The organism is Duganella sp. GW821-FHT07F09 (assembly GCF_059418705.1).
Genome location: NZ_JBWKQJ010000010.1, coordinates 184790 through 203315, shown reverse-complemented (window position 1 = coordinate 203315; position 18526 = coordinate 184790). Strand labels below are relative to the sequence as shown.

The following is an 18526-nucleotide window of genomic DNA, read 5'->3' as shown; positions in this document are numbered from 1 at the left end:
CTCGGGTCCGCAGTCAATCGCTGGTATACGGAGCTGCAGGTCACGGCCGTAAATCCTATTTTTCAGAATCAACCGTCATCAGCGCGATGCGGAACGCCTCATTCAACTTCTCGCGGGAAATTCCTATCTCACGCAGCACTTTCGCGGCAACTGGCGAAGTGGGTGCGCGCGCCAAGTCAGCCAATGCGAGAGGCGAGGCGGAATAGCGCGCTATCCTGGCATTAATTGCGGCCATGTCAGCACGGGAAAATGTGGATTTCGCAGTCATAATTGTCCACCTCGATAAAACGGCTTAAAACGTCGTCTAACGCCTGCCAACAAAATTATATACCCGAGATGTTGAATGCAAAGTTCAAAAAAGGCGCACTCGTATTGAGGCAGAACAAATGAGGCCGGCACGAGTTCGAACGCCGGCGGCGCATTGTCAGCGATAAAATCCACTGTTAATCTTGACCGCATTGAACCAGCCGGAGAAACCGTGAAGACTTACCATGGAAGCTGCCATTGTGGCGCCGTGCGCTTTGAAGCGGACATCGATTTAAGCAAGGGAACATTGCGCTGCAATTGCTCGATCTGCACCAAAATACGGTTCTGGCCTGCCATCATCCAGCCGGAGGCGTTCCGGCTTCTCTCGGGCGAAGCGGAACTCACCACCTACCAATTCCTGACCAAGCGGGACAAGCACCTGTTTTGCCGTCACTGCGGCGTGCGCTCGTTTGGCATCGGCAGCTCGCCGCGCTGGGGCGAATTCTATGCCGTCAATGTGACCTGCCTCGACGATGTCACGCCCGAAGAGCTGATCAATGCGCCGATCACCTATCTGGACGGCCGCAACGACAACTGGGAAACGCCGCCGGACGAAGTGAGGCACTTGTAGCCACGGCACCAAAAACAGGCCGAATCAAACCGGTTGGCCGGTCCAGTTCTTCAGCAAGCCCAGTCCCACCGCCAGCAACGTCGGCCCGATGAACAGCCCGACGAACCCGAACGCCAGCACCCCGCCCATCACGCCCAGCAGCACCAGCACGAACGGCAGGCTGCTGCCCCGGCTGATCAGCAAGGGCTTGACGACGTTGTCGACGCCGCTGATCAGAAGCACGCCCCACACCAGCATGAACACGCCCCAGGCGACGCTGCCCTCGTTGAACAGCCACAGCGCCGCGCCGCCCCAGATCAGCGGCGGGCCGACCGGTATCAGCGAGAACAGGAACGTCGCCACCGACAGCAACGCGACGGCCGGCACGCCGGCGATCAGGAAGCCGATCGCCGCCACCACCGACTGCGCCAGCGCGGTGCCCAGCAGCCCGTACATGACGCCGCGCACCGTGCGGCTGACGGTGTCGGACACAGACAGGCTCTGCTCGGCGCCGATCAATTTGTTCATCGCGTTCGACAACGTGATGATGATGTTCTGGCCATCCCGGTACAGGAAGAAGCTCACGAACACGGCCAGGCTGACCTGCGCCACGCCGCTGCCCAGCACCATGCCGCTGCCCAGCAGGAAGTGACGCGCCGGCTCCAGCATGCCCTTGGCGGTGTTGACCAGCTCGTCGCGGCTGCCCAGCAGCTTGCGCAGATAGGTGTCGATGATGTCGCCGACGATGGGGATATCCTTGAGCCATGCCGGCGGCGACAAGGCGCCGGTGTCGAGATCGCCCTTGAAGTGGTCGTAGAATTCGGAGGCGTTGTCGGCGATGTTCCACGTGACCAGGGTCAGCGGCACGACGATCAGCAGGGTCAGGCCGACGCTCATGATGATGGCGGCCAGCCAGCGCCGCCCCTTGACGCGCTCGAGCAGGCGAAGATACAGCGGCCAGCTGGAGATGGCGATGGCGCAGGCGAACAGGATCGCGGCCAGGAACGGCCGCAGCACGAACAGGCAGCCGATCACCAGCAGGATGACGGCGGCGAGCCGGGTAAAAGGCTGGAAGCGCTGGCCCACGGAATCCCCGCTCATAACAACAGTTGTTTGATATCGTGCACGATCGGCGCCGGACCCTGGTTATGGCGCACCAGCAGGCGCACCTTGCCGTTGCGGTCGAAGATATAGCTGGCGGCGGTGTGGTCGATCGAATAGCTGCCCGGCGTCTTGCCCTCCACCTTGGAGTAGAACACCTTGAATTCCTTGGCGGTGGCGGCGGTCTGCTCCGGCGTGCCGTACAGGCCGACGAAGCGCTTGTCGAACGCCGGCACGTACTCCGACAACAATTGCCTGGTGTCGCGCTCGGGGTCGACGGTGACGAACAGCACCTGCACCTGCTCGGCCTGCGGGCCCAGTTCCTTCATCACGGCCGACATCTCCGCCATCGTGGTCGGGCACACGTCCGGGCACTGGGTGAAGCCGAAGAACATCACCACCACCTTGCCCTTGTAGTCCGCCATGGTGCGCGGCTTGCCGGTGTGGTCGGTCAGCGCGAAGTCGCGCGCGAAGGCGGCGCCGGTGATGTCGACGCTTTTGAACGTCGGCGCCGCCGCGGTTTTCTCGCCGCAGCCGGCCAACATCATGGAGACGGCCAGCAGGCCCAGGGCGAGGATTTTTTTCATAGTTTGATGTAGTGGTCCACCAGCAGCGCCGCGAACAGCAGCGAAAGATAAATGATCGACCAGGTGAACGCCTTGCGGGCGATCAAGTCGGTGTAGTGGCGGTAGATTTTCCACGCGTGGTGCAGGAACACGGCGTTGAGGATGACGGCCGACACCAGGTAAATCAGCCCGCTCATGTGCACCGCGAACGGCAGCAAGGTGGTCGCGGCCAGCGCGATCGAGTACAGCCAGACGTGGAACTGGGTGAACTGCATGCCGTGCGTGACCGGCAGCATCGGCAGGCCGGATTTGGCGTAGTCGTCGCGGCGGTACAGCGCCAGCGCCCAGAAATGCGGCGGCGTCCAGACAAAGATGATCAGCACCAGCAGCCACGCTTCCATCGGCACCTCGTTGGCGATGGCGGCCCAGCCCAAGGCCGGCGGCATCGCGCCCGACAAGCCGCCGATGACGATGTTCTGCGGCGTCGAGGGCTTCAAAATCATCGTGTAGATGATGGCGTAGCCGATGAAGGTGACAAAGGTCAGCCACATCGTCAGCGGATTGACCAGCGTGTAGAGTATCCACATGCCGGCGCCGCCGATCACCGTGGCGAACACGACCGTCTGCATGACGGTGATGTCGCCCAGCGCCATCGGACGGCGCGCGGTGCGGGCCATGCGGGCGTCGATCTCGCGCTCGGCCAGGCAGTTGACGGCGAAGGCGGCGCCGGTCAGCAGCCAGATGCCGATGGTGGCGGCGACCACGACGCGCCAGTCCGGCAGTCCCTCGGTGGCGAGGAACATGCCGATGACGGCGCAGAACACCGCCATCTGGGTGACGCGCGGCTTGGTCAGCGCCCAATATTGCGAGGCGCGGCTGGGTGGTTTGGAAATTGCGGTGTGAGTGGTCATCAGGTGTGCTTATCGTTGCCTGACCGGCAAGATCTGCGGGAAAGCCGAGCCTGAAGCTGCTTTTTTGGCAAGATCGTACTGGTACTTAGCCTTGTAGTTTAACATGGTAAGCAGCAGGACCAGCATGGCCGCCCCGGCGTTATGCAGCACAGCGATGGTCAACGGGAAGCTCAGGTAAATGGTGGCGACGCCGCTGGCGATCTGCACCGCCAACATGATGGCGATGCCGCGCGCCGTCTTGTGCAGCGCCGGGTGGTCCCACGCGCGCCAGGCCGTGTAGCCGGCCACCAGCGCGACGATGAAGCCCATGTTACGGTGCACCCAGTGGATCGCCGTCAGCGCCGAGAACGGCAAATAGTGGCCGGCGGCGGTCTTGCCCAGCTCGCGCCACAGGGTGAAGCCGTGCTCGAAGTCCATCTCCGGCACCAGCTTGCCGCCGCACAGCGGGAAATCGGTGCAGGCCAGCGTCGCGTAATTGGTGCTGACCCAGCCGCCCAGCGCGATCTGCACCAGCAGGATCAGCGCCGAGGCGGCGGCCAGCATGCGGATGTTGCGCATCGCCGGCGGCGACGCCGTCACCGTGCGCACCGGCGAGATCAGGTGGTTCTGGCGGCCGCCGTACCACACCAGCAGCGCCAGCAGCCCCATCCCCAGCAGCAGGTGGATGGTGACGATCACCGGCTGCAGCTTCAACGTCACGGTCCAGGCACCGAACGCGCCCTGCAGGCAGACGAAGAAGAACAGGAAGGTCGGCATGCCCGGCGCGTACTCGATGCGGGTGCGCTTGGACTTGATCCAGCGGTACCACGCCTGCGACATCATCGCCACGATCAGCACGCCGATCGCCATCGCCAGGTAGCGGTGGATCATCTCGATCCAGGCCTTGACCACGGTGACCGGGCCGGTCGGGCGCAGGGTTTCCTCGGCGACGATCTGGGCGTGCGCCAGGAAGGGGTTGGCGGCGCCGTAGCAGCCCGGCCAGTCCGGGCAGCCGAGACCCGAGTCGGTCAAACGCGTGAAGGCGCCGAACACGATCAGGTCGAACGTCAGGAACACGCTGACCCACACCAGCTTGCGGTACTTGCTGGCGTCGGACGAGGTGTAGACCAGCGACAGCGGCAGCAGCGCGACCAGCAACGCCGTGACCGCCATTTGGATCAGGGTCATGTGCATGATGGCTATCCGATCGCCGAGGCTTTAAGCAGTTTGGCGATGTCCTTGTGGACCTTGCGCACTTTCTCGGTGTCGCTGGATACCGCGCCTTTCGGGAAGCGCATCATCAGGTTGCCCAGCGGGTCGATCAGGTAGACGTGGTCGGAGACCTTGTCGGCCGGTGCGGTCTTGTCCAGCGGCAGCCACTTGTCGACCACGGCGGCGGGCGCGCGCAGCATGCGGGTGCCGTCGTTGACGCGCATCAGCACCGTATCGAGCGGCTCGTTATCGGTGATCATCCACACACGCTCGACGCGCTCCATGGCCTTGCCCTGCATGGTGCGCAACTGGCGCATCGCGAACAGCTGGTCCTGGCATTCCTGCAGACACTCGGACGGGCCGACCTTGAGCATGATCCACTTGCCCTTGTAATCGTCCAGGGTGGCCGGCTTGCCGTCCAGGGTGGTGCTGGCCATCGGCGGGATTGGATGCAGGCGAGGATCGATCAGGGTGCCGTAGTTGGTGACGCCGCCCTTGGGCTTGACCACGTAGTACATGAAATATGAAGCGATCAGCGGCGCGGCGCACACGGCCAGCACGGCCAGCAGCTTCCAGCGGCCACGGGATGTTTGATTATTTGGCGGGTTTTGCACGTCTGAATCCGTTCACAACAAAGAAGACAACGGCCATCGCCGCCAGCGCGTACCACTGGAAGGCATAGCCCTGATGTTTTTCGACGCTCATCGCCGGCAGCGCCCAATCGCGCGCCATGCTCGTATCGTCGCCGCCCGGCTTGGCCGGCGCGGTCTGCTGCAGCACGAACGGCTGCATCGTCAAGCCGCTCTGCTCGGCCACTTGCAGCGGGTCGGCGTTCTGCACGATGGCGTTCGGCGCCAGCGGCGGCGCCGTACCCAGCTGCATCACGTGGCCCGGGTTCAGGCGCGCCACACCTTCCAGCGTGACCTCGCCCGTCGGCGTGGCGTAGGCCGGCAGCTTGTCGTGCTGCGCCGAATCGCGCGGCAGCCAGCCGCGCTGCACCAGCACGTGCATGCCCGATCCGGCGATTTTAAACGGCATCAGCACGTAAAAGCCGGAGCGGCCCTGGTAGGGGCGGTTATCCAGATACAGCGGCCAGTCGGCGACGAATTGGCCGGTGGCGGTCACGCGGCGGAATTCGACGGCGCCGGCGTCGAGCGGCTTACCGTCGAGCACTAGCGGCCCGGCGAGGTTACCTTGGGCAAGTTTATCCTGAGCGGAGATTTTTTGCGCGGCGCGGCGTTCCTGCCAGTTCCCGGCCTGAATGCCGAGCGTCACCAGCAGCACGGTCGCCACGAAGGGGATCAATTTAAAGCGGAAGCTAATAGGCATTACAATGGAGCCTCACTCATTTTACCGCCCGGTCCTGTCATGAAAATTGCCGTCGCCATCGCGTTCATCCTGATACTGGGCAGCCTGGGATCGGCCTTTTTCTTCCTGATGCGCGACAAGGGCAAAACCAACAACACCGTCAACGCGCTCGCGCTGCGGGTGGGCCTATCGATCGCCCTCTTCTTGCTGATCCTGCTCGCGTACAAGCTCGGCTACATCCACCCGACCGGCATCCGCACCTGACGAAAATTCGTAGGGCGGATTAGGCGGCACGCCGTAATCCGCCATGAGCCGCCGACGACGCATGCATGGCGGATTACGCTTCGCTAATCCGCCCTACGTGGAACACGTGTCATTCGCGCGATTCGTCAAAAAATAAAGCCGCATCGGGTATACCCGTCTGCGGCTTTTTCGCCGCGACGACCCCGTCGCGGCATTATAACGCTGCGCCCTTACAGCCAGTACACGACAACGTACAAACCGAGCCAGACCACGTCGACAAAGTGCCAGTACCAGGCCGCGCCTTCGAACGCGAAGTGGTTGTTCGGCGTGAAGTGGCCCTTCAGCACGCGGTACAGCACCACCGACAGCATGATCGCGCCCATCGTGACGTGGAAGCCGTGGAAGCCGGTCAGCATGAAGAATGTCGAGCCGTAGATGCCAGAGGTCAACTTGAGGTTCAGTTCCGAATACGCGTGGATGTATTCGTAGGCCTGGAAGCCCATGAAGATGGCGCCCAGCAGCACCGTGGCGAACAGCCAGATCGCCGTCTGCGCGCGGTGGCCGGCGCGCAGCGCGTGGTGCGAAATCGTCAACGTCAGGCCCGAGGTCAGCAGCAGCGCGGTGTTGATCGTCGGAATCGGGAACGGCCCCATCGTGCGGAAGGTTTCCACCGTGCCGGCCGGGCCGGTGTTGCCCCAGTGCGCGGCGAAGTCCGGCCAGATGAACTTGTGGTCGAGGTCGCCCAGCCACGGCATCGAGATCGTGCGCGCGTAGAACAGCGCGCCGAAGAAGGCGGCGAAGAACATCACTTCCGAGAAGATGAACCAGCCCATCGACCAGCGGTACGAGTAATCGATGCGCTGGCTGTACTGGCCCGCTTCGGATTCCTTGATGGCGTCGCCGAACCAGAAGTACAGCACGGTGATGATCGCCGCCAGGCCGACGAAATTGACCGGCATGCCCCAGGACACGTCGTTCACCCAGGCCGACGCGCCAATCATCGTGACCAGCAGCGAAATACCGGCGAACAGCGGCCATCTGGACGGGCCCGGCACAAAATAGTACGGCGCCGTGGCGTTGTGTGATCCGACCTGTGAACCGACCTGTGAACTCATCTTCATCTCCCTAAATCATTTATTCGAGGATGCTACTTTTATTGTGCCACTACTAATTTGACTATCGTGATCAGCAAGCCGATGAAAACGGCCACGCCGATCAGGGCGGCGATGACGATGTGCAACGGATTCAGCTTGGCCGAATCGGTATCGAAATCGCTCTTCCTGCGCAGGCCGAAAAACGACCAGAACACCGCCCGCAACGAGTACAGGAACGAGGCGCTTTCCTTTTTATCGGACGGCATTTTGGGCGCCCTCGCTCACCGCGGCGGTCTTGGTCGCGGTTTTGTCCATGCCGCCCACCTCGAAGAAGGTGTACGACAAGGTGATCGTCTTCACATCCTTGGGCAGCGCCGGGTCGACGAAGAACACCACCGGCATCTGCCGCGCCTCGTTCGGCTTCAGCGCCTGCTGCTTGAAGCAGAAGCATTCGACCTTTTTAAAGTGCTGCATCGCATTCTGCGGCGCGTAGCTTGGAATCGCCTGCGCCGCGACATCGCGGTTTTGCGTGTTGACCACTTCATACGTCACCGTCGCCAGCTCGCCCGGGTGCACCGTCATGTTCGTCACCGTCGGGCGGAAGCGGTACGGCCCCTGCGCATTGGCGTCGAACTCGATGACGACGTTGCGCGTCTTGTCGACCTGCGTGTTCTTGTCGTACTCGACCGTGCCATCCTTCTGCGTCAGCACGTTCAGCCCCAGCGCTTCGCAGATCTGGCGGTAGAACGGATTGAGCGCGTAGGCGAAGCCGAACATCACCACCGCGATGACGATCAGCTTGCCCAACAAGGTGCGGTTTAGTCCGCTGGTTTCGTTGTCTGCGCTCAAGGCTTAGCTCAACCACATCCGCTTGACGAACACGGAAAGGAAAAAGAACAGCGCCAGCCCGGCCAGTATCCAGCCGGTGCGCGCGTTGTTCGGCTTTTTATGTTCTGTCATGGATTACTTGAACTGCGGTGGCGTTTCAAAGGTGTGGAACGGCGCCGGCGACGGCACGGTCCACTCCAGGCCTTCGGCGCCATCCCATGGCTTGGCTTCGGCTTTCTTGCCGCCACGAATGGTCGGGATGATCACGCAGAACAGGAAGAACACCTGCGACAGGCCGAAACCGAAGGCGCCGATGGTGGCGATCATGTTGTAGTCGGTGAACTGCGACGAGTAGTCGACATAGCGGCGCGGCATGCCGGCCAGCCCCAGGAAGTGCATCGGGAAGAAGGTGATGTTGAAGGTGATCAGCGACAGCCAGAAGTGCGCCTTGCCCATCGTCTCGTTGTACATGTGGCCGGTCCACTTCGGCGACCAGTAGTAGAAGCCGGCGAACAGCGCGAACAGCGAGCCGGCCACCAGCACGTAGTGGAAGTGCGCCACCACGTAATAGGTATCCTGCAGCTGGATGTCGATCGGCGTCACGGCCAGGATCAGGCCGGTGAAGCCGCCGATGGTGAACACGAAGATGAAGCCGACCGCGAACAGCATCGGGGTCTCGAAGGTCATCGAGCCCTTCCACATCGTGGCGATCCAGTTGAACACCTTCACGCCGGTCGGCACCGCGATCAGCATGGTGGCGTACATGAAGAACAGCTGCGACGTCACCGGCATGCCGGTGGTAAACATGTGGTGGGCCCAGACGATGAACGACAGGATCGCGATCGACGCGGTGGCGTACACCATCGACGCGTAGCCGAACAGCTGCTTGCGGGCGAAGGCCGGCAGGATCTGCGAGACGATGCCGAACGCCGGCAAAATCATGATGTACACCTCGGGGTGGCCGAAGAACCAGAAGATATGCTGGTACATGACCGGGTCGCCGCCGGCGGCCGCGTTGAAGAAGGTGGTGCCGAAGTGGCGGTCGGTCAGGGTCATGGTGATGGCGCCGGCCAGCACCGGCATCACGGCGATCAGCAGGTAGGCGGTGATCAGCCAGGTCCAGCAGAACATCGGCATTTTCATCAGGGTCATGCCCGGCGCGCGCATGTTGAGGATGGTGACGATGATGTTGATCGAGCCCATGATCGACGACGCGCCCATCAGGTGCATCGCGAAGATGGCCATGTCCATGCCCGGTCCCATCTGGGTCGACAGCGGCGCGTACAGGGTCCAGCCGGCGGCGGTGGCGCCGCCCGGGACCAGGAACGAGGTCGCCAGCAGCAGCGCGGCCGGCGGCAGCAGCCAGAACGAGAAGTTGTTCATGCGCGCGAACGCCATGTCCGAGGCGCCGATCTGCAGCGGGATCATCCAGTTGGCGAAGCCGACGAAGGCCGGCATGATGGCGCCGAACACCATCACCAGGCCGTGCATCGTGGTCAGCTGGTTGAAGAACTCGGGCTGGAAGAATTGCAGGCCGGGCTTGAACAGCTCGCTGCGTATCATCAGCGCCAGCACGCCGCCCGACAGCAGCATGACAAACGAGAACCACAGGTAGAGCGTGCCGATGTCTTTGTGGTTGGTGGCGAACAACCAGCGCGACAGCCCGTGCGGGTGGTCGTGAGCGTGATCGTGATCGTGTGCGTGATCCAAGGTGCTTGTGCTCATTTGTAACGCTCCTGATTACTTACGTGCAGCCGTGACTTCGGCCGGTTGAACGATGTTTTCGGCGGCCTTGTTCGACCAGCTGTTACGGGTGTAGGTGATGACGGCGGCGATGTCGGTGTCCGACAATTGCTTCCACGCCGGCATCTCGGCCGGGTATTTGCCGCTCTTCTGGCCGTTCAGCAGGATGTGGATCTGGTCGGCTTTCGGGCCGTTGACCACGGCCGAGCCGTCCAGCGGCGCGAAGGCGTTCGGCACGCCCTTGCCGGTGGCCTGGTGGCAGACCACGCAGTTGGCGGTGTAGATTTTTTCGCCCTTGGTTTTCAGCTCGTCGATGGTCCAGGTCTTGGTCGGATCGTCTGCCAATGCCGCCATTTCCTTTTTCTTGCCGTCGACCCAGGTCTTGTACTCGGCGTCGGTGACGACCTTGACCACGATCGGCATGAACGCGTGTTCCTTGCCGCACAGTTCGGAGCAATAGCCGCGGTAGGTCCCGGTGTGCTCGGCCTTGAACCAGGTATCGCGCACGAAGCCGGGAATGGCGTCCTGCTTGACGCCGAAGGCCGGCACCGACCACGCGTGGATCACGTCGTTGGCGGTGGTGACGATGCGGATCTTCTTGTTGACCGGCACCACGACTTCGTTGTCGACTTCCATCAGGTAGTTGTCGCCGCGCGCCTCGGTCGGCGCGAAGCCTGGCGCGCCCACTTGCGCGCGCGGGGTTTTCAGGTTCGACAGGAAGGAAATGCCCTCGCCGTCGCCCTTGAGGTAGTCGTAGCCCCACTTCCACTGCATGCCGGTGGCCTTGATGGTGATGTCGGCGTTGGAGGTGTCCTTCATGCCGACCACGGTGCGGGTGGCGGGCAGCGCCATGCCGATGACGATCAGGAACGGCACCACCGTCCAGGCGATTTCAACGGCGGTCGATTCGTGGAAGGTGGCCGGCTTGTGGCCGAGCGACTTGCGGTGCTTGAAGATGGAGTAGAACATCACGCCGAACACGGCGACGAAGATAACCAGGCAAACCACCATCATCCAGGTATGGAGGTCGTAGATTTGGGAAGCGATCTGGGTCGCGGGGGGCTGCAGATTCATCTGCCCGGGGACGGGGCCGCCGGTGCCGCCGGTCGCCGCGCCGTAGGTGCCTGCCGCCGTCTCCGCCGCCCACGCTGGGATACTGGCTGCCGTCATCGTCAGCCCGAGCATCAACGATTGAAGTCGCTTCGCATGTGTCATGTTTTCCCCAACCACCCAAGAAATTAAAAATATTTTTTTAACGACTCCGGATTTCGGTGAACTGAACCGGCGCCGCTCCTTAAACAACTTCAGGCCCCATGCCAGCCACGTTTGAAAAACTTCTCCAACGCGACCCCGGCGGGACCTTGAGACTTATAAGGTCGTCCCTACATACTGCCTACGGACAACATAAAAGCCTGATTATGCTTAATTCAACTGCTTGTTCTTGTTCGTTCTAACTGCTTTCGCCTCGCGTCGGTGGGTTATAGCTGGCGACGTGACATGCTGGCAAAATTAGTCAATGATTATATATAACAACAACGGCGCACATCAACAAATAATCCATTTTGCAACTCTTCCGTCCCTCACAGCGCACTCAGCTTTACCACAGTGCGAAATGTTAAACAGAAGGTGAAACAGCCGCAAAGCCGCTACTGGCGCGGCTTGCGGGGCAGATCGAAGCGGATAATGGCTTCACCCTTGGAAGTCACTTTCGGCGCCGGCCGGAAGGCGTGGCCGTAAATCACCTCGAACGTCAGCCCCAGCTTGCCATCCGGACGGCGGGTCTTTTCCAGCGCGTCCAGCATGCGTTGCCAGGCGTGCTTGCCCATCAGTCCCCTGCCCACCGTCCCCAGCGGATTGCCGCCCAGGGCACGCACATCGGCCAGCAGCGCCTTCGGCGTGTCGTAGGTCACGGTGATCACTTCCATATCCAGCACCGGCGTCGAGAAACCGACCTCCACCAGTTGGTCGCCGAAGTCGTGCATATCGACGAACGGCAGCGCGTGCTGGGCCAGATCGGCCTCGGCGAACGCCGCGCGCAACTCGCGGAAGGTATCGGGACCGAAGCAGGAAAACATCAGCAGACTGTTTACACGCAGCACCCGGCGCCATTCGGCGAACACGCGATCCGGCTGGGGATGCCAGTGCAGGGCCAGATTGGACCACACAAGGTCGACCGAGTTCGGTCCCAGCGGCAATTCAGCGAAATCCCCGCACATCAGGTCGACGCCGGTCTTGGATGGCAGCAGTTTGCTCAACAGCTGGTTCAGCGACGATTGCCTGGTCGCCTGGCCTTGCGCGGCGCGCAACTGCGCCTCGGCGGAATCGATGCCGAGGATCTGCGCGGCCGGGTAGGCTTTTTGCAACAGTGGCAGGTCGGCGCCGGCGCCACAGCCGGCGTCGAGCACGCGCTGCGGCGCGATCTTGATCAGTTCCAATCGGTCGAACATCCGCGACGACACTTCGCGGCGCAGGAAATCGGCCGGGGAAATGCGTTCAGGGCGGGAAAATAGCGCGCGCACACGCTCCAGATCGATAGGCGCACTCAGTTTGGGTGGATTTGCGGGCACATGCATCGTGGGGTGGTCTGTAATGCGATAATGTCGGCAGTGTACATGGTTGAACGCGAATGCGACGCCTACGGCCCGCGTTTTTTGCCGGGAGCGTGGCATGCGTGGCAAGCTGATCGAAGAAACAACAGACACTGGTGGTGGCGGCGCCGGCCCGGCCGGCGGTCTGCTGCGGCGCACCAGCGCCAGGATCATGCGTGCGTTGCTACCGACCTCCTGCGCGCTGTGCGGACTGGGCGGCGACCACACGCTCTGCCCGGACTGCGCCGCACAATTTTTCGGCGCCAATGTCGCCATCGCGCGCTGCGCGTGCTGCGCCAACCCGCTGCCCGGCGCGGGCGCGGCGGCGCAACACGGCGGGCAAATTTATGCCGGAAAACAGGCGCGCGGCCAGCCCGGGCATCGGCTGTGCGGCCTGTGCGCCACGCATCCGCCGGCCTTCGACGTCACCTTGACGGCGGCGGACTACGCGATGCCGGTCGATCAACTGGTGCTGCAATTGAAATTCGGCCACCGGCTGGCCTTGGCGGCCCTGTTCGCCCGCCTGCTGCGCGACGCCGTGTTGCAGCAGCCCGGCTTCGTGTTGCCGGCGCTGATCTGTCCGGTGCCACTGGGGCCGCGCAGGCTGGCCGAGCGCGGCTACAACCAGGCGCTGGAAATCGCCAGGCCGCTGGCGCGCAGCCTCGGCGTCGCGCTGCATCCGCGGCTGACGGCAAGGGTGCGCGAGACGACGGCGCAAAGCAGCGTCGCGCCGGAGCAGCGCCAGCGCAACATTGCCGGCGCGTTCGCGGTGCCGGACGCCGCGCTGGTGCGCGGCAGGCACATCGGCATCGTCGACGACGTCATGACCAGCGGCGGCACGCTGGACGAGCTGGCGGCAACATTAAAGCGCCATGGCGCCGCGCGCGTGAGCAACCTGGTGTTCGCCCGCACGCCGCCGCATTGAATCGCGCATTGAATATTGTAGGTTTGAGGAGAACATTTTGTTTCACGTCGTGCTGGTCCACCCCGAAATTCCGCCGAACACCGGCAACGTCATCCGTTTGTGCGCCAACACCGGCGCGCAGCTGCACCTGATCGAACCGCTGGGTTTCCCGCTGGAGGACTCGAAGATGAAGCGTGCCGGGCTGGATTACCACGAATACGCCAAAATGAAGGTGCACGCCGACTGGCCAGCGTTCCTGGCGGACCTGCAGCCGGACCCGTCGCGCATGTTCGCGATGACCACGCACGGCTCGTCGCCGTTCGCGCAAGCCAGTTTCCAGCCGGGGGACGTGTTCGTGTTCGGCTCCGAGACCAGCGGCCTGCCGCCGGCGCTGCGCGAAAATTTCCCGCCGGCCCAGCGCATCCGCTTGCCGATGCGTCCGGACAACCGCAGCCTGAACCTGTCGAACACGGTGGCGGTGGTGGTCTTCGAAGCATGGCGCCAGAATGGCTACGCCGGCGGCGCATAGCGACTAATTAGTTGCCGTATAAATTCCACGGCGGCACGTGGGGCGGATTAGGCGGGGCCGTATCCGCCATTTATGAGCCGCCGACGGCGGATGCATGGCCGATTACGCTACGCTAATCCGCCCTACGTGTCTCAACGGTATGCGTCCGACCCGGGCCTGGGTCAGCGGCGTCTTGCGACGTAACGCGCCAGCGCCAGCGCGCCCGTGCCGACGGCGCTGACGATGACCGTCGAGGCGGCAAACAGCGCCGGCGGATTGCGCATGCCGAGCACGTCGGCGGTGAAGGCCAGCGCCACCGCCGCCATCAGTTGCGCCGGCAGCATGAACCGCAACTGCCGGAACGCGACCGGATCGCCACGCTGCCACAGCCGCCACGCCACATACGTCACCGGCCCCCACAGCACGCCGATAAACGCCAGCACCGCGACGGCGATCAGCAGCAGCCTCATACCGGACGCTGCGCGCGCACCTTGGTCAGCAGCTTGGTGGTCGACCGGTCGTGCTCGAAGTCGATCGCGACCGCATGGCCGCCGTAGGCCAGCACCGCTTTACCCTCCGGTATCGCATCCATCCGATAGTCGCCGCCCTTGGCGTAAATCTCGGGCCGCGCCTGCTGAACCACCTCCAGCGCCGTGTCCTCGTCGAAATCGACCACCAGGCTGACCGATTCCAGCGCCGCCAGCACCGCCATGCGGTCGCCGCAGTTGTTCAACGGCCGGTCGTCGCCCTTGCCCAGCCGTTTGACCGAGGCGTCGGTATTGGCGGCCACCACCAGCGACGCCCCCAACGCGCGCGCCTGCGCCAGATACGTGACGTGGCCCCGGTGCAGGATGTCGAATACGCCGTTGGTCAGCACCACCGGCTTGGGCAGCGCGGCCACGCGCGCGGCCAGTTGTTCACGGGTGCAGATCTTGTCTTCAAATTGGGGCATGTGGGTCTTTTCGATGTGATTACTTGGGTTCTTCGTCTTGCGCTTCCGCTTCGATCTGCATGCTGAGCGCGTCGGCGCCGGAGCCGCCGGTCTGGCCAGGCTCCTTGCGCTCGCCGCGCAGCTTGATCTGCAAGCGCAGGCCATTGGCCGAATCGGCATTGCGGATCGCCTCTTCATAGCCGATGTAGCCCTTATTATAAAGTTCGTACAGCGCCTGGTCGAACGTGCACATGCCCAGCTCGCGCGATTTGTGCATGATTTCCTTGATCGACTGGAAATTACCCTTGAAGATCATCTCGGCGATCGTCGGCGTGTTGAGCAGGATTTCAATCGCCGCCTTGCGCCCCTGCCCGTCCTCGGTGCGCACCAGCCGCTGCGAGACGATGGCCCGCAGGTTGGACGACAAATCCATCAGCAACTGGTTGCGCCGCTCCTCCGGGAAGAAGTTGATGATGCGGTCCATGGTCTGGTTGGAGTTGTTCGCGTGCAAGGTGCCCAGGCACAGGTGGCCGGTCTCGGCGAACGCGATCGCGTGCTCCATGGTCTCGGTGTCGCGGATCTCGCCGATCAGGATCACGTCCGGCGCCTGGCGCAAGGTGTTCTTCAGCGCGTTATGCCACGACAAGGTGTCGACGCCGACCTCCCTGTGCGTGACCAGGCAGTTCTTATTCTTGTGCACATACTCGACCGGGTCCTCGACCGTGATGATGTGGCCGGCCGAATTGGCGTTGCGGTAATCGATCATCGCCGCCAGCGTGGTCGACTTGCCCGAACCGGTGCCACCGACCACCAGCACCAGCCCGCGCTTGGTCATGATGACGTCCTTCAACACCTCGGGCAGGTCGAGCTTTTCGAACGTCGGGATCTCGGAGGCGATGGTGCGGATCACCATCGCCACGTTCTGCTGCTGCACGAACACATTGACGCGGAAGCGGCACACCTCCGGCAAGGAGATGGCGAAGTTGCATTCCAGCTCAGCCTCGAACTCGCGCTTTTGCTTCTCGTTCATGATCGACAAGGCCAGCGCGCGGGTAACGCCGCCGGTCAGCTTCTGCTGGCTCAGCGGCTTCATCGCCCCCTGCGACTTGATGCTGGGCGGGAAATCGGCGGAAATAAACAGATCCGATCCACCCGTGTGGTGCATCACTTTCAACAGCTTGTGCAGGTAGGCCTGCGCCTCTTCCGGACCAAATGTGGTGGACATACACGCCCTCTTTCTCAGGTTTTGCGCCGCCAAGGTGCATTATATCGACACCATTCCGCTACAATGGCCTTTGTTGACCCACAATTATTGCATCTGTACATTGCCTGTGTTCAAATAGATTCATGACTCTGACCGAACTGAAATACATCGTCGCCGTTGCGCGAGCGAAACACTTCGGGCATGCCGCCGAAGCTTGCTACGTCGCGCAGCCGACGCTGTCGGTCGCCATAAAGAAACTCGAGGACGAGCTGGGCGTGGTGCTGTTCGAACGGGGCGGCGCCGAGATCTCGGTCACCCCGCTGGGCGCGCAGATCGTCGCCCAGGCCGAACGCGTGCTGGAACAGACCGCCGCGATCAAGGAGCTGGCCAAACAAAATAAAGACCCGCTGGCCGGCCCGTTGCGCCTGGGCGTCATCTACACCATCGGCCCCTACCTGTTGCCACCGCTGGTCAAGGGCATGATCGACAAGGTGCCGCAGATGCCGCTGATCCTGCAGGAGAACTTCACCGTGCGCCTGCTCGAAATGCTGCGCCAGGGCGAGCTCGACGCGGCCATCATGGCGCTGCCGCTGCCCGACCACGGCATGGCGATGCAGGCCCTGTACGACGAACCGTTCGTGGTGGCCATGCCGGCCCAGCACCCATGGACCAAACGCAAAACCATCCCCGCCGACGACCTCAAGACCGAAAACATGCTGTTGCTCGGCAACGGACACTGCTTCCGCGACCAGGTGCTGGAAGTATGCCCGGAAATGGCGCGCTTCTCGGCGCCCGGCAACGGCATGCAGCGCACCTTCGAGGGCTCGTCGCTGGAAACCATCCGCCACATGGTCGCCAGCGGCATCGGCCTGACCGTGCTGCCGCGCGCCTCGGTGCCGGACATGAACACCACCGAAGGCATGCTGCAGTTCCGCAACTTCGACGCGCCGCAGCCATCGCGCCGCGTGGTCATCGTCTGGCGCAAAAGCTTCACCCGCAAGGCCGCCATCGACGCCGTCTGCGAAGTCGTCGCCTCTTGCAACCTGCCCGGCATCACCACCCTCTGCGAAGCCGAATAATCCGGCCGTCGACGGCGCACCCGCCGGAAAGATTTGCGATAATGCCCGTCTTTCCCTTCTCGCGACGCAATCGATGAACAAGCTGCAGCTGTATTTCCGCCTGGTCAGACTGGACAAACCCATCGGCACCCTGCTGCTGCTGTGGCCGACGCTGTGCGCGCTGTGGCTGGCCTCCAACGGCAAGCCGGACTGGAAGCTGGTCCTGATCTTCTCGCTCGGCACGCTGTTGATGCGTTCGGCCGGCTGCGCCATGAACGACTACGCCGACCAGGATATCGACAAATACGTCAAGCGCACCGCGCAGCGTCCCATCACCAGCGGGCGCATCAGCGGCAAGGAAGCGCTGGCCATCGCCGCCGGGCTGGCGATCGTCTCGTTCTGCCTGATCCTGCCGCTCAACGCGCTGACCAAGCAATTGTCGGTGGCGGCCGTCATCATCGCCGCCACCTACCCCTACTTCAAGCGCTTCTTCGCCATCCCGCAAGCCTACCTGGGCATCGCCTTCGGCTTCGGCATCCCGATGGCGTTCGCCGCGATCCAGGACACCGTGCCGCCGGTGGCCTGGGTGCTACTGCTTGGCAACGTCTTCTGGGCGGTCGCCTACGACACCGAATACGCGATGGTCGACCGCGACGACGACTTGAAGATCGGCATCAAGACCTCGGCCATCACCTTCGGCCGCTTCGACGTCGCCGCCGTCATGCTGTGCTACGGCGTGCATCTGTCGCTGTTGCTGGTGTGCGGCCTGCAGCTGGGCTTGGGCGGCTGGTTCGTCGCCGGCCTGGCGGTGGCCACCGGCATCGCGCTGTATCACTACACCCTGATCCGCGCACGGGAGCGCGACGCGTGTTTTTACGCTTTCCGCCATAATAACTGGCTGGGTGCAGCGGTGTTCGCGGGTATTGCCGTCGATTACGCGCTGCGCTGAAACGATAGCCCCGGCGCAAGGGCGCCATGCACTTGGCGCCTACACCGGCTATCCCCTTTCAACGAGCGACAGACAGGAGGTCATCACCATGGATCAAACTCATCAGAACAGCAACGGCATCTCCGACGGCCAGGCCGCCAGCGGCGCGGCGCGCGACAAGTTGATGGACGGCTTGAAGACCGCCATCGGCGAGGCGGAAAACTATCTGAGCGACGCCGGCGACAAAGTCGGCGGCACGGCCTCCGAGGTCCGCGCCCGCTTCGAGGACACGCTGCGCACCGCCAAGACGGACCTGCGCAAGCTCGAGGACAGCGTCATCGCCCGCAGCCACGAAGTGGCGCAAAGCGCGGACATCTATGTGCGTGACAACCCGTGGAAAGCGGTCGGCGTGGGCGCGGCCGTCGGCGTCATCGTCGGCATCTTGCTGTCGCGTCGATAAACGCGCCATTCCCTTGTTTCGGCACGCCCCCTCCCCGGCGTGCCGGCCGCGGCATCGAGTCCCTCCACTGAGCGCCCATCGGCCGCCGCGCGGCCCGGCTGGGC

At 63.0% G+C, this 18526-nt stretch carries 24 protein-coding genes; 7 read left to right on the top strand and 17 right to left on the bottom strand.

From position 1 onward, the window contains the following. Positions 1-55: 55 nt before the first annotated feature. Positions 56-268, bottom strand: a complete 213-nt coding sequence (locus AC07P1_RS25135) for a hypothetical protein (protein ID WP_494698400.1) — start codon at positions 266-268, stop codon at positions 56-58. A gap of 210 nt (positions 269-478) precedes the next feature. Here AC07P1_RS25135 and AC07P1_RS25130 point away from each other — a divergent pair, with 210 nt between their 5' ends. Continuing rightward, complete coding sequence (locus AC07P1_RS25130; RefSeq protein WP_494698399.1) at positions 479-877, top strand: GFA family protein; 399 nt, start codon at positions 479-481, stop codon at positions 875-877. Between the two features lie 24 nt (positions 878-901). Here AC07P1_RS25130 and AC07P1_RS25125 read toward each other — a convergent pair whose 3' ends face one another. From AC07P1_RS25125 to AC07P1_RS25100, 6 genes are read right to left on the bottom strand one after another with little or no spacing between them, the layout of a single operon-like run. Then, complete coding sequence (locus tag AC07P1_RS25125) at positions 902-1957, bottom strand: AI-2E family transporter (RefSeq protein ID WP_494698398.1); 1056 nt, start codon at positions 1955-1957, stop codon at positions 902-904. After that, positions 1954-2544: an SCO family protein gene (locus tag AC07P1_RS25120; protein WP_494698397.1), complete on the bottom strand. Its 591-nt coding sequence runs from the start codon at positions 2542-2544 to the stop codon at positions 1954-1956. The genes AC07P1_RS25125 and AC07P1_RS25120 overlap by 4 nt, the downstream gene beginning before the upstream one ends. Continuing rightward, entirely contained in the window at positions 2541-3434 is an 894-nt protein-coding gene (gene cyoE, locus AC07P1_RS25115; protein WP_494698396.1) for a heme o synthase, read from the bottom strand. Before cyoE ends, AC07P1_RS25120 begins: the two co-directional genes overlap by 4 nt. A gap of 9 nt (positions 3435-3443) precedes the next feature. Further along, the gene (locus AC07P1_RS25110) at positions 3444-4607 is read right to left on the bottom strand and encodes a COX15/CtaA family protein (RefSeq protein ID WP_494698395.1); all 1164 of its coding nucleotides are present in this window, start codon (positions 4605-4607) and stop codon (positions 3444-3446) included. A gap of 5 nt (positions 4608-4612) precedes the next feature. Further along, complete coding sequence (locus tag AC07P1_RS25105; RefSeq protein WP_494698394.1) at positions 4613-5239, bottom strand: SCO family protein; 627 nt, start codon at positions 5237-5239, stop codon at positions 4613-4615. Next, on the bottom strand, positions 5220-5954 hold the full coding sequence (locus AC07P1_RS25100; RefSeq protein WP_494698393.1) for an SURF1 family protein: 735 nt from the start codon (positions 5952-5954) through the stop codon (positions 5220-5222). The genes AC07P1_RS25105 and AC07P1_RS25100 overlap by 20 nt, the downstream gene beginning before the upstream one ends. Before the next feature lie 39 nt (positions 5955-5993). Between AC07P1_RS25100 and AC07P1_RS25095 the strand changes: the two genes are divergently transcribed. Next, entirely contained in the window at positions 5994-6197 is a 204-nt protein-coding gene (locus AC07P1_RS25095; RefSeq protein WP_494698392.1) for a twin transmembrane helix small protein, read from the top strand. Positions 6198-6406: 209 nt separating this feature from the next. Here the strand turns inward: AC07P1_RS25095 and AC07P1_RS25090 are convergent, their stop codons facing one another. From AC07P1_RS25090 to AC07P1_RS25060, 7 genes are all read right to left on the bottom strand, one after another. Further along, on the bottom strand, positions 6407-7291 hold the full coding sequence (locus tag AC07P1_RS25090) for a cytochrome c oxidase subunit 3 (protein ID WP_494698391.1): 885 nt from the start codon (positions 7289-7291) through the stop codon (positions 6407-6409). Positions 7292-7329: 38 nt separating this feature from the next. Continuing rightward, positions 7330-7536, bottom strand: coding sequence for a DUF2970 domain-containing protein (locus AC07P1_RS25085; RefSeq protein WP_090316718.1), 207 nt, complete (start codon positions 7534-7536; stop codon positions 7330-7332). Then, positions 7523-8119: a cytochrome c oxidase assembly protein gene (locus AC07P1_RS25080; RefSeq protein ID WP_494698390.1), complete on the bottom strand. Its 597-nt coding sequence runs from the start codon at positions 8117-8119 to the stop codon at positions 7523-7525. The genes AC07P1_RS25085 and AC07P1_RS25080 overlap by 14 nt, the downstream gene beginning before the upstream one ends. Before the next feature lie 3 nt (positions 8120-8122). Beyond that, positions 8123-8230, bottom strand: coding sequence for a cytochrome oxidase small assembly protein (locus AC07P1_RS25075; protein ID WP_494698389.1), 108 nt, complete (start codon positions 8228-8230; stop codon positions 8123-8125). Positions 8231-8233: 3 nt separating this feature from the next. Next, positions 8234-9823 carry a cytochrome c oxidase subunit I gene (gene ctaD / locus AC07P1_RS25070; protein ID WP_494698388.1) on the bottom strand — a complete coding sequence of 530 codons (1590 nt, stop codon included), beginning with the start codon at positions 9821-9823 and terminating at the stop codon, positions 8234-8236. 15 nt (positions 9824-9838) lie between these two features. Then, positions 9839-11056, bottom strand: coding sequence for a cytochrome c oxidase subunit II (gene coxB / locus AC07P1_RS25065; RefSeq protein ID WP_315212298.1), 1218 nt, complete (start codon positions 11054-11056; stop codon positions 9839-9841). A gap of 431 nt (positions 11057-11487) precedes the next feature. Beyond that, a complete protein-coding gene (locus AC07P1_RS25060; protein ID WP_494698387.1) occupies positions 11488-12414 on the bottom strand; it encodes a methyltransferase domain-containing protein in 927 nt (308 codons plus the stop codon). Positions 12415-12508: 94 nt separating this feature from the next. Between AC07P1_RS25060 and AC07P1_RS25055 the strand changes: the two genes are divergently transcribed. Together AC07P1_RS25055 and trmL are read left to right on the top strand one after the other, a co-directional pair. Then, a complete protein-coding gene (locus AC07P1_RS25055) occupies positions 12509-13354 on the top strand; it encodes a ComF family protein (RefSeq protein WP_494698386.1) in 846 nt (281 codons plus the stop codon). Positions 13355-13391: 37 nt separating this feature from the next. Further along, positions 13392-13862 (top strand): tRNA (uridine(34)/cytosine(34)/5-carboxymethylaminomethyluridine(34)-2'-O)-methyltransferase TrmL, encoded by a 471-nt coding sequence (gene trmL, locus AC07P1_RS25050; RefSeq protein WP_494698385.1) that lies wholly within the window; start codon positions 13392-13394, stop codon positions 13860-13862. A gap of 161 nt (positions 13863-14023) precedes the next feature. Here trmL and AC07P1_RS25045 read toward each other — a convergent pair whose 3' ends face one another. The 3 genes from AC07P1_RS25045 to AC07P1_RS25035 are packed head-to-tail and all read right to left on the bottom strand — an operon-like array spanning position 14024 to position 15997. Continuing rightward, complete coding sequence (locus tag AC07P1_RS25045) at positions 14024-14311, bottom strand: hypothetical protein (protein ID WP_494698384.1); 288 nt, start codon at positions 14309-14311, stop codon at positions 14024-14026. After that, positions 14308-14793 carry a D-glycero-beta-D-manno-heptose 1-phosphate adenylyltransferase gene (gene rfaE2 / locus AC07P1_RS25040; RefSeq protein ID WP_494698383.1) on the bottom strand — a complete coding sequence of 162 codons (486 nt, stop codon included), beginning with the start codon at positions 14791-14793 and terminating at the stop codon, positions 14308-14310. Before rfaE2 ends, AC07P1_RS25045 begins: the two co-directional genes overlap by 4 nt. Before the next feature lie 19 nt (positions 14794-14812). Continuing rightward, positions 14813-15997 carry a PilT/PilU family type 4a pilus ATPase gene (locus AC07P1_RS25035; RefSeq protein WP_494698382.1) on the bottom strand — a complete coding sequence of 395 codons (1185 nt, stop codon included), beginning with the start codon at positions 15995-15997 and terminating at the stop codon, positions 14813-14815. A 122-nt stretch (positions 15998-16119) separates the two neighbouring features. On the opposite strand from AC07P1_RS25035, the gene AC07P1_RS25030 reads away from it, so the two are divergent. The 3 genes from AC07P1_RS25030 to AC07P1_RS25020 all read left to right on the top strand — a co-directional run bounded on the left by AC07P1_RS25030 (position 16120) and on the right by AC07P1_RS25020 (position 18422). Further along, positions 16120-17055: a LysR substrate-binding domain-containing protein gene (locus AC07P1_RS25030; protein ID WP_315212309.1), complete on the top strand. Its 936-nt coding sequence runs from the start codon at positions 16120-16122 to the stop codon at positions 17053-17055. Positions 17056-17128: 73 nt separating this feature from the next. Then, on the top strand, positions 17129-17983 hold the full coding sequence (gene ubiA / locus AC07P1_RS25025; RefSeq protein WP_494698381.1) for a 4-hydroxybenzoate octaprenyltransferase: 855 nt from the start codon (positions 17129-17131) through the stop codon (positions 17981-17983). A gap of 88 nt (positions 17984-18071) precedes the next feature. Beyond that, positions 18072-18422 carry an ElaB/YgaM/YqjD family protein gene (locus AC07P1_RS25020; protein ID WP_494698380.1) on the top strand — a complete coding sequence of 117 codons (351 nt, stop codon included), beginning with the start codon at positions 18072-18074 and terminating at the stop codon, positions 18420-18422. The last annotated feature ends 104 nt before the right edge of the window (positions 18423-18526 follow it).